Origin of the sequence: Solibacillus sp. R5-41, assembly GCF_002736105.1 — a bacterium.
Taxonomy (GTDB): domain Bacteria; phylum Bacillota; class Bacilli; order Bacillales_A; family Planococcaceae; genus Solibacillus.
Genome location: NZ_CP024123.1, coordinates 673,765 through 688,416, shown reverse-complemented (window position 1 = coordinate 688,416; position 14,652 = coordinate 673,765). Strand labels below are relative to the sequence as shown.

12 protein-coding genes are annotated in these 14,652 nt (G+C 36.9%); 1 reads left to right on the top strand and 11 read right to left on the bottom strand.

What is annotated here, in order from left to right:
* Position 1: 1 nt before the first annotated feature.
* Both uvrB and CSE16_RS03130 read right to left on the bottom strand, forming a co-directional pair.
* Positions 2-1,984, bottom strand: a complete 1,983-nt coding sequence (gene uvrB, locus CSE16_RS03135; protein ID WP_099422529.1) for an excinuclease ABC subunit UvrB — start codon at positions 1,982-1,984, stop codon at positions 2-4.
* Positions 1,985-2,327: 343 nt separating this feature from the next.
* Positions 2,328-2,570: an IDEAL domain-containing protein gene (locus CSE16_RS03130; RefSeq protein WP_099422528.1), complete on the bottom strand. Its 243-nt coding sequence runs from the start codon at positions 2,568-2,570 to the stop codon at positions 2,328-2,330.
* A gap of 382 nt (positions 2,571-2,952) precedes the next feature.
* Between CSE16_RS03130 and CSE16_RS03125 the strand changes: the two genes are divergently transcribed.
* Entirely contained in the window at positions 2,953-3,444 is a 492-nt protein-coding gene (locus CSE16_RS03125; protein ID WP_099422527.1) for a competence protein ComK, read from the top strand.
* Positions 3,445-3,534: 90 nt separating this feature from the next.
* Here the strand turns inward: CSE16_RS03125 and prfB are convergent.
* The 9 genes from prfB to fliD all read right to left on the bottom strand — a co-directional run bounded on the left by prfB (position 3,535) and on the right by fliD (position 14,638).
* A protein-coding gene (prfB, locus tag CSE16_RS03120; protein WP_099425737.1) for a peptide chain release factor 2 occupies positions 3,535-4,639 on the bottom strand; the annotation gives its coding sequence in 2 pieces (ribosomal slippage) (positions 3,535-4,566 and positions 4,568-4,639; 1,104 coding nt in all).
* Between the two features lie 114 nt (positions 4,640-4,753).
* Positions 4,754-7,264 carry a preprotein translocase subunit SecA gene (gene secA / locus CSE16_RS03115; RefSeq protein ID WP_099422526.1) on the bottom strand — a complete coding sequence of 837 codons (2,511 nt, stop codon included), beginning with the start codon at positions 7,262-7,264 and terminating at the stop codon, positions 4,754-4,756.
* Positions 7,265-7,792: 528 nt separating this feature from the next.
* On the bottom strand, positions 7,793-8,347 hold the full coding sequence (gene hpf / locus CSE16_RS03110) for a ribosome hibernation-promoting factor, HPF/YfiA family (protein WP_099422525.1): 555 nt from the start codon (positions 8,345-8,347) through the stop codon (positions 7,793-7,795).
* 121 nt (positions 8,348-8,468) lie between these two features.
* Positions 8,469-8,837: a PilZ domain-containing protein gene (locus CSE16_RS03105; protein ID WP_099422524.1), complete on the bottom strand. Its 369-nt coding sequence runs from the start codon at positions 8,835-8,837 to the stop codon at positions 8,469-8,471.
* 369 nt (positions 8,838-9,206) lie between these two features.
* Complete coding sequence (locus CSE16_RS03100) at positions 9,207-9,488, bottom strand: competence protein ComK (RefSeq protein WP_099422523.1); 282 nt, start codon at positions 9,486-9,488, stop codon at positions 9,207-9,209.
* 342 nt (positions 9,489-9,830) lie between these two features.
* Complete coding sequence (locus CSE16_RS03095; RefSeq protein ID WP_099422522.1) at positions 9,831-10,241, bottom strand: competence protein ComK; 411 nt, start codon at positions 10,239-10,241, stop codon at positions 9,831-9,833.
* Positions 10,242-11,440: 1,199 nt separating this feature from the next.
* Complete coding sequence (gene fliS / locus CSE16_RS03090) at positions 11,441-11,845, bottom strand: flagellar export chaperone FliS (protein WP_099422521.1); 405 nt, start codon at positions 11,843-11,845, stop codon at positions 11,441-11,443.
* 27 nt (positions 11,846-11,872) lie between these two features.
* The gene (locus tag CSE16_RS03085; protein WP_099422520.1) at positions 11,873-12,226 is read right to left on the bottom strand and encodes a flagellar protein FliT; all 354 of its coding nucleotides are present in this window, start codon (positions 12,224-12,226) and stop codon (positions 11,873-11,875) included.
* A 21-nt stretch (positions 12,227-12,247) separates the two neighbouring features.
* A complete protein-coding gene (fliD, locus tag CSE16_RS03080) occupies positions 12,248-14,638 on the bottom strand; it encodes a flagellar filament capping protein FliD (RefSeq protein ID WP_099422519.1) in 2,391 nt (796 codons plus the stop codon).
* Positions 14,639-14,652 lie beyond the last annotated feature (14 nt).

Sequence of the window (14,652 nt, the reverse complement as noted above, 5' to 3'; positions counted from 1 at the left end):
TTCACCCTTCTGCTTTCAATTCGAATATCATGTCACGTAATTCTGCCGCTCGCTCGAAATCAAGTGCTTTCGCTGCTTCCTTCATTTCAAGTTGCAACGTTTCAACTAATTTTTCAAGCTCCTTCTTTGTCAGCTTCTTGCCGCCAGTTACCTTTGTAATATATTGCTCTTCCTCTTCCGCAGCTTTCGTAGCCCGAATAATGTCAGGTATTTTCTTAATTATGGTTTTTGGTGTAATCCCATGCTTTTCATTGTAAGCAATTTGAATTTCTCGACGTCGCTTCGTTTCCTCAATCGCTTTTTTCATCGATTCGGTCATATTATTCGCGTACATAATGACATGTCCATTTGAGTTACGTGCGGCACGACCGATTGTTTGAATCAATGATCGCTCCGAACGTAAAAATCCTTCTTTATCTGCATCCAAAATTACGACAAGGGAAACTTCAGGAATGTCTAGACCTTCTCGCAATAAGTTAATACCAATCAAAACATCATGCGTCCCTTTTCGAAGCTCTCGGATAATTTCAATACGCTCCAATGTTTTAATTTCTGAATGCAAATATTCAACCTTTAAGCCCATTTCCTTTAAGTAATTCGTTAAATCTTCTGACATTTTTTTCGTTAATGTCGTCACGAGAATACGCTCATTTTTTCGAATGCGTTCATGAATTTCATCGATTAAATCATCAATTTGCCCTTCAATCGGTCGCACTTCCAATGTTGGATCAAGTAACCCTGTTGGACGAATAATTTGTTCGATCATTTCAGGTGTATGCTCAAGCTCGTACGGTCCTGGTGTTGCTGACACATAAATGGCTTGATGCACTTTCGATTGGAACTCATCCAATTTTAATGGTCGGTTATCAAGTGCGGATGGCAAACGGAAACCATGCTCTACTAATACTTGCTTACGTGCTTGGTCACCATTATACATACCACGTACTTGCGGTAATGTAACATGACTTTCATCCACAACAAGTAAAAAATCCTTTGGGAAATAGTCGATCAAAGTATACGGCGTCGCTCCTGCTTCACGTAACGTTAAATGGCGTGAATAGTTTTCAATGCCTGAACAAAAGCCCATTTCACGAAGCATTTCTAAATCATAATTTGTACGCTGTTCTAAACGCTGTGCCTCTAATAAACGATCCTCTGCACGTAATTTTTCTAAACGCACCTGTAATTCCTTTTCAATATTTTCAATCGCAACTTTCATTTTTTCTTCTCGTGTTACGAAGTGAGATGCAGGGAAAATAGCAACGTGCTCACGCTCGGTTAAAATTTCACCGGTCAGTGCATCTACCTCTCGAATACGATCAATTTCATCTCCAAAAAACTCGATACGAATACAGTGTTCATCACGGGATGCAGGGAAAATCTCTACCACATCACCTCGTACACGAAATGTTCCGCGCGTAAAGTTAATATCATTCCGTTCATATTGAATGTCAACGAGCTTACGTAATAGCTGATTGCGTTCAATTTCCATACCTGTACGAATAGACACGACCATTTCCCGGTATTCCTCAGGGGAACCGAGACCGTAAATACACGAAACCGACGCAATAATAATGACATCCTCTCGCTCAAATAAGGCGGATGTTGCTGAGTGCCTTAGCTTATCAATTTCATCATTAATGCTCGAATCTTTTTCGATATACGTATCGGTTTGTGGCACATACGCTTCTGGCTGGAAATAATCATAGTAACTGACAAAGTACTCGACCGCATTGTTCGGGAAAAACTCTTTAAATTCACTGTATAATTGGCCAGCTAATGTTTTATTATGCGCCATAATGAGCGTTGGTTTTTTGACTTGTTGAATGACATTTGAAATGGTAAAAGTTTTTCCTGTACCCGTTGCGCCTAAAAGGGTTTGCTCGTGCTTGCCTTCTTGTATTCCTTGTACAAGCTGCGCGATTGCGGCGGGTTGATCGCCATTCGGTTTATAGGCGGACTGGATTGTAAATTGTTCTGTCATATATGTTCGTCCTTTCTTCAAATCTGTTATGTTCTATTTTAGCATATCCTTTTTTTAATTACGAGAATTTAACGAACGTATATTCGATTCTTATATCGGGATTTCTTTTAGGGTTTGTTTTTCAGTATGGGATTTTTAGGGTAGTTTTAAGCACACGTCCCATAACGTGGGAATTTTTCGGCTATTCGTCACTTTTGGCTTTCTATCCAACACTTTCAATTTTCTATCCGTCTTCCCCATAAATCTCATTAACATATCCAGCAAATTACTCAAAATCCTCATGAAGTATCTAAAATACTTATTTCTCCATAAAAAAAACCACCTAAAATTAGGTGATTTTTAGCTAAGCTGTTGTTGATTTTAGCAATTCTTTTAATTCCATAGTGTAGTTAATAAATTTCTGTTCATTTTTTTGATCCAATGACTTATCGATGAGTGCTTTTAGTTGTTCAATTCGATGCATACGTTGTAAACGATTTAAAAACAAATCTAAATAAATTTCATTCAACAATTTTTCGGCTTGATTGCTATCCGGCTGTTGGCCAACTGCTTTTAAAAAATCTGTGTATGAATAATATTTATCCATCGATATCACCTCAATCTCTTTTATTTATTATAAAATAAACGAGACCTTATTTGCAATATATTCTGAATAATTATCAACTAACAGAACTTTCAAAAAATAGTGTTGATTTTTGTATTTACTTGTATTATTTTAAACATATAGCGAAATTTTTGTTTTTAGTTCTTTTGATTAGCTCTCAAAATTACATAAGACACAATTGCAAACTTTCCCCGATCATAATGATATGAACTTAAACTCCCAGATGCCCCAAACTTAGCAGTGTTCTATGGTAGAACTAAATTTTGACTCATCGCTATATTGATAGTGGTTCCCTCTAGCTTTCCTTGTATTTTGTTGCACTCGATTTTGGACGAGCAAAAATAAATAATAAAGGAGAAATGAAATGTCGAAAAATTTACCTCAAGTTTCTAGTTACATTGCCTCTAACTCTACTTATTTTTTAAAATCTATTTTGCATCGTGAAAAAACATACACGCTTGTTTCCGATAAACATGGGAAGGTCATCTATCCGCATAAACCAATAAAAATTATCCGCAACACGTGCAAATTGCATGGGAGTTCCTATCAAGCTAGCCTATTCCAAGCAAAACAATTTTTCGGCAAAAATAAGCATAAGCTACCCATTATGATTGCCTATGATTTTGGTGACCCATGTGTGTTATTTCCTCTTTTCTCACCAAGTTCATCACAAAACATTTGGATTTCCTTCCAATCTATTATTAACATTGTGGAGCATAACGAGGAAACGATTGTCACTTTTTTAGATGGCTCCGAGGAACGATTGCCCTTGCATTGCAAATCATTCAATCATCAATATGTCCGGGCCTCCATGTTCTATAAACATTTGATACTAAAACGTAATGCAACATTATAGCTGCTTCCATATTGCTCAACATAAAAAAGCTGTCCCACCAGTCTTTTTACATGACTTTTGGGACAGCAACTTATCTATTAACAATCAAAATCAATATGAAATTCTCGAACGTAAGTATGCTGTAATAAATTGATCTAGATCGCCATCCATTACGGCACCTACATTTCCCGTTTCATGATTTGTACGATGATCTTTCACCATCGAATATGGGTGGAATACATATGAACGAATTTGTGAACCCCAGCCGATTTCCTTCTGCTCGCCACGAATTTCATCCAATTGTGCTTGTTGTTTTTCAATTTCTAATTGATACAGTTTGGACTTTAACATTTTCATTGCAGCATCACGGTTTTTAATCTGAGAACGTTCCGATTGACATTGCACAACTACCCCTGATGGCAAATGGGTAATACGAACAGCAGAGTCCGTCGTATTAATATGCTGACCACCCGCACCCGTTGCACGATACGTATCCACTTTTAAATCTTCCGTGCGCACATCAATTTCGATTTCTTCATTAAATTCTGGCATAATATCACACGAAACGAATGATGTATGACGTCGACCTGAAGAATCGAATGGTGAAATACGTACTAAACGGTGAACACCTTTTTCTGCCTTTAAATAACCGTAAGCATTATGTCCTGTAATTTGCAACGTAACTGATTTGATGCCGGCTTCATCACCAGGTAAATAGTCAATCGTCGTCACTTTAAATCCGCGCTTCTCAGCCCAACGTGTATACATTCGCAACAGCATTGAACCCCAATCTTGTGATTCCGTACCACCCGCACCTGGATGAAGCTCTAAAATGGCATTGTTTTTATCATATGGCTCTGATAACAGCATTTGTAATTCAAAATCACCCATCTTCACTTGAAAATCGGTTAATTCATTGCCAAGATCTTCTTGTAATTCAGCATCTGGCTCTTCACGTAAAAGCTCAAGCATCATTTCAAGATTTTCCTGCGTTGAATTTAAGTCATAAAACTCGTTTACAACTGCTTTAATGCCGTTGCCTTCATTAATAATGACTTGAGCCCCTTGCTGATCATTCCAAAAGTTTGGCTCCAGCATCAATTCATCTAACTCTTGTATACGTGCCTCTTTGTTTTCTAAGTCAAAGAGACCCCCTAAAGTCAGCTAATTTCTTCGCTGTATTTTCTAAAGCATTTCGCACATCTGCTAATTCTATCATTGTAAATCCTCCATTAATTTAAAGCATTTTATTTTTTTAGAAAACATAGCCGAGGTCATCAAAAATTCAATGACCTCGGCTATAAAGCGGGAATCCAATCCACACCGATTGTTAGTTTCCTACACCGTGACAAGATTTATATTTTTTGCCGCTTCCACATGGACATGCATCATTACGGCCAATGTTTTCCGCTTTACGTGTTGGCATTTTTTTCGGCTTTGGCGCACCCTCTTCTTTTGGATTCACCGCTTGCCCTTTCGCCACTTCTTCACGCTGTAAGTTACTGCGAATTTCTGCCTTCAGCGCATATTTCGCTACATCTTCACGCATAGCCGCAACCATTTCCTCGAACATTGCAAATCCTTCTTGCTGGTATTCGCGTAATGGGTCTGTTTGTCCATAAGCACGTAGGTGAATCCCTTGACGTAGCTGATCCATCGCATCGATATGGTCAATCCATTTCGTATCAATTGAACGCAATAAAATAACTTTTTCGAATTCGCGCATACGCTCTGATGTCATCGCTTCTTCTTTTTCATTGTAATGAGTTTGAACTTTTTCATAGATGAATAAGTTCATCTCTTCAGGTGATTTATTTTGTAAATCAGATTCCTTAATCAAACCTTCTTCTAAAAGGTTTGCCGCAATGTAATCTTCCAGTGCATCCAGTGTCCATGCATCTTTTTCACCTTGTGTGTGCAAGGCTACTGCATTTTCAACTGCCTGCTGAATCATTGACTCAACTAGATCACGCATATTTTCTGAGTCTAATACATCTTCACGCTCTTTATAAATAACTTCACGCTGTTGACGTAATACATCATCATATTGTAATAGACGCTTACGTGCATCGAAGTTATTTCCTTCAACACGTTTTTGTGCCGATTCTACCGCTTTTGAAACCATACGTGATTGAATTGGCTGTGAATCATCCATTCCTAGCTTTGTCATCATCGCTTTCATGTTGTCTGAACCGAAACGACGCATTAAATCATCTTCTAAAGAAAGATAAAATTGTGTCACACCTGGATTCCCTTGACGACCAGAACGACCACGTAACTGATTGTCAATACGGCGTGATTCATGACGCTCTGTACCAATAACAGCCAAACCGCCAATTTCCATTACACCTTCACCTGGCTTAATGTCAGTACCACGACCTGCCATGTTTGTTGCAATCGTTACTGCGCCTTTTTGACCAGCATTTAAAATAATATCGGCTTCTCGTTCATGATTTTTGGCATTTAACACATTATGCGGAATTTTAAATTTTGTTAAAAACTTTGAAATAATCTCAGACGTTTCAATCGCCACTGTCCCGACTAAAACTGGTTGTCCAAGGCTATGACGTTCTGCGATATCCTCTGCTACCGCCTTAAATTTTCCTTCCATTGATGCATAAATCAAGTCTGGACGGTCATCACGCGCAATTGGTTTATTTGTTGGAATTGCCACCACTTGCATGTTGTAAATATTGCGGAATTCCTCTTCCTCTGTTTTTGCAGTACCCGTCATACCTGATAATTTTTCATACATACGGAAGTAGTTTTGGAACGTAACCGTAGCCATTGTCATAGATTCGTTTTGAATATCTAAGCCTTCTTTTGCCTCGATTGCTTGGTGTAAGCCATCCGAATAACGACGACCTTTCATTAAACGACCTGTAAAGCCGTCAACAATAACTACTTCACCTTCTTGCACGACGTAATCTATATCTAAATGCATAGACGCATGTGCCTTTAAGCTTTGGTTAATCGCATGATTTAGACGAACATGTGCTAAATCAAATAAGTTATCAATACCAAATGCTTTTTCTGCCTTTTCTATCCCAGCTTCAGTTAACGTTACACCCTTTGTTGATTCTTCATAATTGTAGTCTTCTTCTTTTTTTAACATGCGAACAAAGGCGTTTGATTGCACATAAAGTTGCGCTGTTTTTCCGGCTTGACCTGAGATAATTAACGGTGTACGCGCTTCATCAATTAAAATCGAGTCCACCTCGTCAATTACGGCATAGTATAAAGGTCGCTGCACACGATCTTCTTTATAAAGCACCATGTTATCACGTAAATAGTCAAAACCTAGCTCATTGTTCGTCGAATACGTAATATCCGCTGCATATGCTTCTCGTTTTTCTTCTTTTGACATGCTGTTTAAATTTAGTCCGATTGTTAATCCTAGCCATTTATATAACTCGCCCATTTCCTCGGCGTCACGGCTTGCTAAATATTCATTGACTGTAACAACATGAACACCTTTACCAGTGATCGCATTTAAATAAACTGCCATTGTGGAAGTTAACGTTTTCCCTTCCCCGGTTTTCATTTCTGCGATATTTCCTTCATTTAATGCAGCAGCCCCCATAATTTGTACACGGAACGGATACATACCTAATACACGGCGAGATGCTTCTCGGATAACGGCAAAGACTTCTGGTAATAATTGCTCTACTGTTTCGCCATCTTGGTAACGATTTTTAAACTCTTCTGTTTTCGCTTGTAATGCTTCATCAGAGAGCGTTTCCATCTGACTTGCGAATGTTTCTACCTTGTCTGCTACTTTTTCTAGCTTCTTTACTTCTTTTTTATTGAAATCAAATAATTTATTTAATATGTTTGCCATTGAATTGGTCACTTCCCAATAAATATTCTCACCTTACATTTTAGCATTATGTATAGAGTTGGTGCAAATAGACAGTAAATTAATTGGTATTACTTTGAATTAATTGGGGGAGTTGTGTCTTTTTTGATGTATGGATTCTATTAAAGTGTGGGCTTGTTTGGCTGGCTCAAGCACATGAGCCGCACAGCTTTTTGTTGCACAAATCTATACGACTCATCTGTGTGCTTCGTGCAAGGCCAGCCAATAATAAAATTTGGCATTCTGAAGCATCCTACATTTAGTTCGCCGCTACCGTTGGAGGCGGCGAAGTCTTACAGGTTTGCAATCTCATTTACTTATAATTTCCACATTCATACAATTTCACCTTTAGGAACTTCTGTTGATGTTTTGAGATTTATTGAATAATTTTGGATTATATACAAGGTGCTGGTGTTAATAGACAACCCAACTGTGAATATAGACATTCCCAATTCCCATCTAAAAAACGGACTGCGCGTATTGTGGCAGTCCGTTTGTTTGATAAATTATTTAATTCGTTTCGATTAAGCCGTACTTGCCGTCTTTGCGTTTATATACAATGTTCGTTCCATCTGATTCAGCATCTGTATAGATGTAGAAGTCGTGACCGAGCAAGTTCATTTGTAAAACCGCCTCTTCTTGATCCATTGGCTTTAAATCGAATTGTTTTGTACGTACAATTACATATTCTTCATCGGAAGTATCATTTGATGTTTCAGCTTGATTAACTGTTGCAAAATAAAGACCTGTGCCTTCACGATCACGGAATTTACGATTGACTTTTGTTTTATGTTTACGGATTTGACGTTCTAATTTATCGACAATTAAATCCACTGCTGCATACATGTCGTCATGGCGTTCCTCAGCACGAAGCGTCAAATTTTTCATCGGAATTGTAACTTCTACCTTTGTTTGTTTCGCATTATAAACCTTTAAATTGACATTAGCGTTTGCGTTTACATCACCATTGAAATAGCGTTCAATCTTTTCGATTTTAGACTCAACGTGATCGCGAATCGCTGGAGTTACCTCAATGTTCTCACCACGAATGTTAAAATTTAGCATGTGAACTCCTCCTTCATAACGGCTATATTAACTTATTTCTACATCGGTTGAAAAATTCCTGCTACATTTTAAATCTTTTTCATTTTTCGACATTTCGACAAATTGGGGTGACCTAAACCATTTAGCTACGCTTTACTTCTTTTTTACGGCGTATCTTTAATTCACTCACAATTAACTCCTCAACAATCGGTTGATTTTCAAAAACGATTCCATAATGATAGTCTTTCCCGAATTGTTTTTTCCAAACTACCTCCCCCACTGCTCGAATTAATGCTTCGTCTAAAACAAATTGCATTTCAATTTGTACCAGCTTATTACTATGTTCCCCAATTTCTGTTTTTGAAAACATTTTCATTCCATGTGGGCTAATATCAAGAATACTACATGCATGTTTCTCGTTTTCTAACTTTCCATTCAATATCCTAACAAAATTGGCGGCAATGGGGTCTCCAAAGGCAAATCGAAACCCTTCTGTTCTTTTGAAAATCACGATGCGTCCTCCTGCAAAAAAAAATAAAGTTCTTTCAATATATTATCCCTAAACATACCATAAAATGTCTATGTGCTTAATTGCTATTTTCCACAAAAAATAATCCCTATAAATCGTTTCATTTTAACTATACTTCGCATTAAAAATCATTAAAAACATAAATCCCTTCACTAATTTCTTGTATTTTTATTAAGAGGGCTCGCTCGAACAGAACGGTAGAAAAACATATAATGCACCAAACTTTATAGGTCGATGCATTATTTACGAAAAAAAGTAGAGAAACGGCATTCCGTTCCCCTACCCGCTATCTTTCCTCAGTTGTATTCGAAACATCATTGCGGGCTCTATCCTAAAATAGCCCTTTATCTATTAAAAATTCTGTTCATCCATTCTGAAGTTAAATTTTATGTTCGTTTTTTTCCCATTTTGCATAATGTCTTTTTCCCAATAATCTTCATAAACACGTTTTACATTTTGTTGCTGACTAATAATGAATTGCTTGTTTTCCTGAATGAGCTTGGTAGGCGGTTTGGAAATAATCGCAATTGTCCCCGCTTCCAAAACAACGGTATACAGCTCACCGTTCTCTGCAACAAAAGGCATAATCGCAACTGTTTTAGATGTAATAACATACGATTTTCGAATTTCCAATACTCTTCTCCCCCTTTATAATTCATTGATTTACAGAACAATTGAAAAATATTAAATACCGTTTAAGTCGATCCAGTCGTCATATTATCCCCATCAAGTGACACCTTCGCAGATACAACACTTGGAGGCTTTTCTTTTTTAACTAGTATAAATATTGTGCGAGGTAAACTGATTTTGACTATTGATTGAGAACTCTTTCATAAGTAGTTACTCCACATCATAACTCGTTCGATTTTCCGCACAATTTAAAATAATTAAATTGCGTTTTGCTGCTTTTAAATAGGTTTGAGGCTGTTGATTTAAATAAATAATGGAGAAATATTTTTGCGCCTTATCATATAGCTATCTTAACTTATTATGCGGGACAGGCACGACGACATCATTGGCACCATAGCCATACACAATCGTACTTGTGTCTGTATAGTACTCCATATCTTTAATGCGGTGCAGCGATAAAAATACACAAGTCATAGTATTGCGAATGGATTCAGTTGGAAACCAAATCTCAATTTTCGGATGCAACTTGGCTACAATTGGATACATGCTCGCAGAACCTAAAACTAGTTTTGCCGCGTCTTTTGCCCCTTTCATGCTAGAGCCGATTAAACGTAATTGATAGTCTAAAATTTTGGAGTTTTTTAATGGGACTTTGATCAATTCATCATCTTGCACAACGATTGAATATTGTTCTCCATACTCCGCTGTATAAGGGATTATTGCCATTGCGTCTGAAATATTTGGAATTTCTTTCATCTTTTCGCCCCTTTTCTATTCTTTTTTAGTTATCAATAGACAGGAAAAGGAGTATACTAATATTAAGTTGGTATACTCCGACTGCGGAAACCTTAAGTGACTCTCTTTGCCGGGAAACTCACTTGAGGTTTTTTATTTTGTCTTTTTTCACATATTCCTCACCACCCTTACTGATTAGTCATTTGACGATTACTTGCATCGTTTTTTGGTTTTTCAGTTGAAAGTTGCTATTGGTGTTCAATACAGGCGACAAGTAGTGAAAAAATCGATTGACATCTAAAATTAGTCGCGAATGATTATCGAATTTTCCGCACAGGAGCCGCATTTATTTCGTGCCATTATTGGCATAATTTCTTTCAAAAAGCCTACTGTAAGATTTACCTTTTTTCGGAAATTGAATATTTTACCGCCCTTTCTCTATAGAAAGTCGAGCGTGAACGATTGTTGGCTATTGTCATAGGATGGTTTTTAACTTATTTCAGCAGAAATCTCCCACTTCAATAAGTGGGGGATGAATGCCAAGTATGACTTTAATTCCGTATGGGTTCAAACCCACGCTGAATCTAGTTAAAGCCCCCGGCGGATGTCACAGATTTTTAGAGGAGTTTTTCAAGCAAGCTCGAAAAAAATCTGGACGCAATTACGCAGAGGCGTAATTGATCTGCTTTTTTCTGAGTCATACATAAAAGCAAATAGTGGATCGTCATGTTGGAATGTATAATGTTTTTTTAAACGAGGTGTCAATTTGATTGTTCGAAATACTAAAATTGCAGATTACTTACGCTATCAAAGCATAGGGACGATTAGTAAATATTATTGTCGAAAAAGAGAATGGCATTTGAACATCTGCTACTAAATGACCAAGTTTCTCATACACAATACCCTGCATCATCAGCATCCCATTACCTTCTTCATGAGCTCATCTACATTTTTCTATTTAATTGTACCTATCGATTTTTGATTTGTCTATATATTTAAAAATTTCAATTAAATGGGTTTTCTATTTTTTAGTTAAATTAGGCTATTTTGTGGATTATTTTGGCCTTTAGTATGACTAAACACAAAAAAACAGCCACTCATTATATACATTTTTTCGTGATAGAACCTCACATTTATTGGGGAATCAAAAGTTATGCCGAAAAAACTCGATTTTATGGCAAACAAAAGGACCCGACTTTATATAAGCGGGTCCTCTCTTTTTATACGTGCTCTACATTGGCATATTGCTGTTGGCGTGTAATTTTAATAACTTCTTTCCATGTGTCACGGAATTCCGTTACTAAACCTTCGACCTCTTCAATAATAGAAGGATCATTTTTTATATTCGCTTCAACAAGGCGACGGTTCATATATTCATACAATGGTAGCATTTGTTTAGAAATCTCAATGTCCATATTAAGCGTAGACATTAATTCAGCAATAATCGCTTGTGAACGTTGAATATTGTGGTTTTTCTCTTCAATATTTTTTTGCTCAATCGCATTTTTTGCTTTCCCTAAAAATTTTAAACACCCATTATACAACATTAATGTTAATTCACCCGGTGACGCTGTTGTTACGCTGTTTTGTTTGTATGCGTTAAAAGCATCGGTTTGTGCAGTCAAAAATTACACTCCCTTTAAAGCTATTTATTAGTTCTTTTTATCATAGTAACGTCCATCCATAACTTGAACGTTTGCATAAGGATTCATATAGTGCTGTTCATTTTTCTTCGCATTTTGTAAATCCTTTAAGTCTGCTTGCACGGACTTCATGACTTTCGCTAAACGTTCACGAATTCCTTTATCGAGTTCAGCTAACATCGTATGAGACTTGTTTTCTAAGTCCATTTGGAATCCATCATTTTGCATTTTCTCGATTAGTATACCACGTTCATCCAACAATTGGTGAATTTTCTCAATGTACTCATCTCGCTGCTCATCTGTAGGTAATGTCGTCAAATGCTGATAAAGTTTCGCTGAAACTTGTAAAAGTTGTTGTTCCATTTTTAAGCCACCTATTAATTATTAGCCTTGCATGAACATTGATGATTGTTGATTTGCTTTATTAATCGCGGATTCCATTGCACCAAATTGCTTCCAATAGCGTGCTTCGATCATTTCTAATTTTCGTTCCCATGTTTTAATGCGACTTTCCGTATCTTGTATACTCTTTCCAATTGAATATTGAGATTCCGACGTCATCGTCGCACGACCGGCTTTTTTCTCGATACTTATTTTCATATTTTCCATCGATTCACGTAATTTATCTACATAACCACGCGTATCTACTACTTTACCATCTACAACATCGGCTGTTTTTCCATCACTATTTTTAAATAATTTTTCGACTGCATCCGGATCTTCTTCTATTGCTTTACGCAATTTTTCCTTATCAATTTCCAATGTGCCGCCTTCATTGTAATTTTTGGATGTTGTAATACCGATACTATATAACGAATTAAATTTAGAATCACTTAAACCTGGATTCGTTTGGTAAACTAATGAACGCATATCCGTTAGGCCATTTTGAATAAGTGAATCACTTCGCAGTAAGCCGCTCTTAGCTTTTTCTTCCCAAAGCTTAATTTCATTCTCGCTCATATCCTTTTTTTGTTCAGCTGATAACGGCTTATAGTCTCGGTATTTAGATTCTTTTGTTTGACCTGTTAAATCCTTTACAAACGCGTTATATGTGTCCACAAAATCTGTAATTGTTTTCATCATGTCGTCTACATTTGTTGTAGAATTCAGTGTGACTGGATTCGCTTTTGGTGCAGCATTTACTTTTTCATCATCAATGGCACCATCTTTTAAAATGCCAGCCGCTTCGGCATCAACTGTAGCTTTAATTAAAGTAGCCTCTGCATTATCAAGGCGTGATTGTCCAGCTACTCTTGCTGCCTCTGTTACTTCAGAAGTCGCTTTTGCAGCATCATGCGGAATTTGCACAGCTGCAAGTTCTTTAAATGATGTCAGATCAGTTTCTGATAAATTGTCTAATGCTGTTTTCTGGTCAGGAGATAATTCATCGAGCTTTGCTTTTAACTCATCACTAATCGTTAAACCTTCATATGGATCATCTTTCGTAAAATCAATCCCTTGAATGGCTGTAATTTCATCAGAAGATAAGCCATTTAAAAAGCCTGTACCTAGCGTATTATAATTATCCTCTTTAATACCTCTATTTGCTTCTGTACGTAAATTTGTTAATTGAGTTTCATTAACATTTGATAGCTCTACTAATTGATCTTTTGATAAAGTGTGTAATTTTTCTTTTAATTCTGGTGAAATCTCCGTATCTAGCGAAGATGAAATAGCCGCTAACATTTCCTCACGAGTCGCATTTGGATCTAAATTAAGCTTGTCAAGTTGTTCGATATCTTTATCAGAAAGTTTACTTAAAAATTCTTTATTATTAAACTTATCATAGCCTGCTTGTTCTGTAGTATCTAAAGCTGATGAGCCTAATACACTAGCAAATTTACTATCATAGCCGCCCTTTATGGCATCATAAGCTGCTTTTGCTTTTCTAGCTGCTTCATTTAAGCTATCCTTGCCATCTACACCTGTCTCAAGAGAAGCTTTAGCATTATCACGTTCTGTTTGAGCCGCCGTATACTTACTGGCAATTGTTTGTGTATTATTAAATGTACTTTTTAACGTTACGTTATAACCATTAATTTCGAACGCATTCGATGCACGCTCTGTTGCAACACCATTCACTTCAAATATCGCGTTTTTACCACCAGAAGCTAAATCACCCGTCTCTTTACCTTTTAATGAATCAAAGCCTAATTGACCAAATACACTTGCTCCACCAGTTACTTGTACTTCTGCACCTGCCTTATTATCACCTGTGTTTTTAGACGTAATCGACAGCTTTCCACCTTCATAAACAGCACTAACGCCTACCGTACTTGTATTTATTTTTTTAACAAAGTCGTCTACCGTCGTCGTATTTGGATCAAACTCTATTTTTACTGGTTTCCCCATGCTTCCATCTTTTTGTATAGACGATAGTTCAATAGAAGTCCCCGTAATATCAAGATCACTTAATTTTGTAGATCCTGTTGCATTAATTTGTTTCCCTACACCACGACCTGCTTCAGCTAATTGTGAAACACCATCAATTGTAAGCGTTCCCGAGGCTTTACCTGTTGCTATGGCTGAAACTAAATTTGAGTTTGAGCTTGTCGCTGTTTTAGAATTCAAAGGTTTTAAAGCTAAATTATCTGCAAGATACGTATCAAATGCTTTTGTCTTTGTGTTTACATTACGATAGGCATCTCTTTGCCACTCATAAGTTGTTTTCTTTTGAAACAACTTATCTAAAGGGGCTCTCTCTGCAGTCATTAATTTTTTTACTAACTCATCAATGTCCATTCCAGACGCTAATCCACCAATTCGCATTACCATACTAGTTTCCTCCT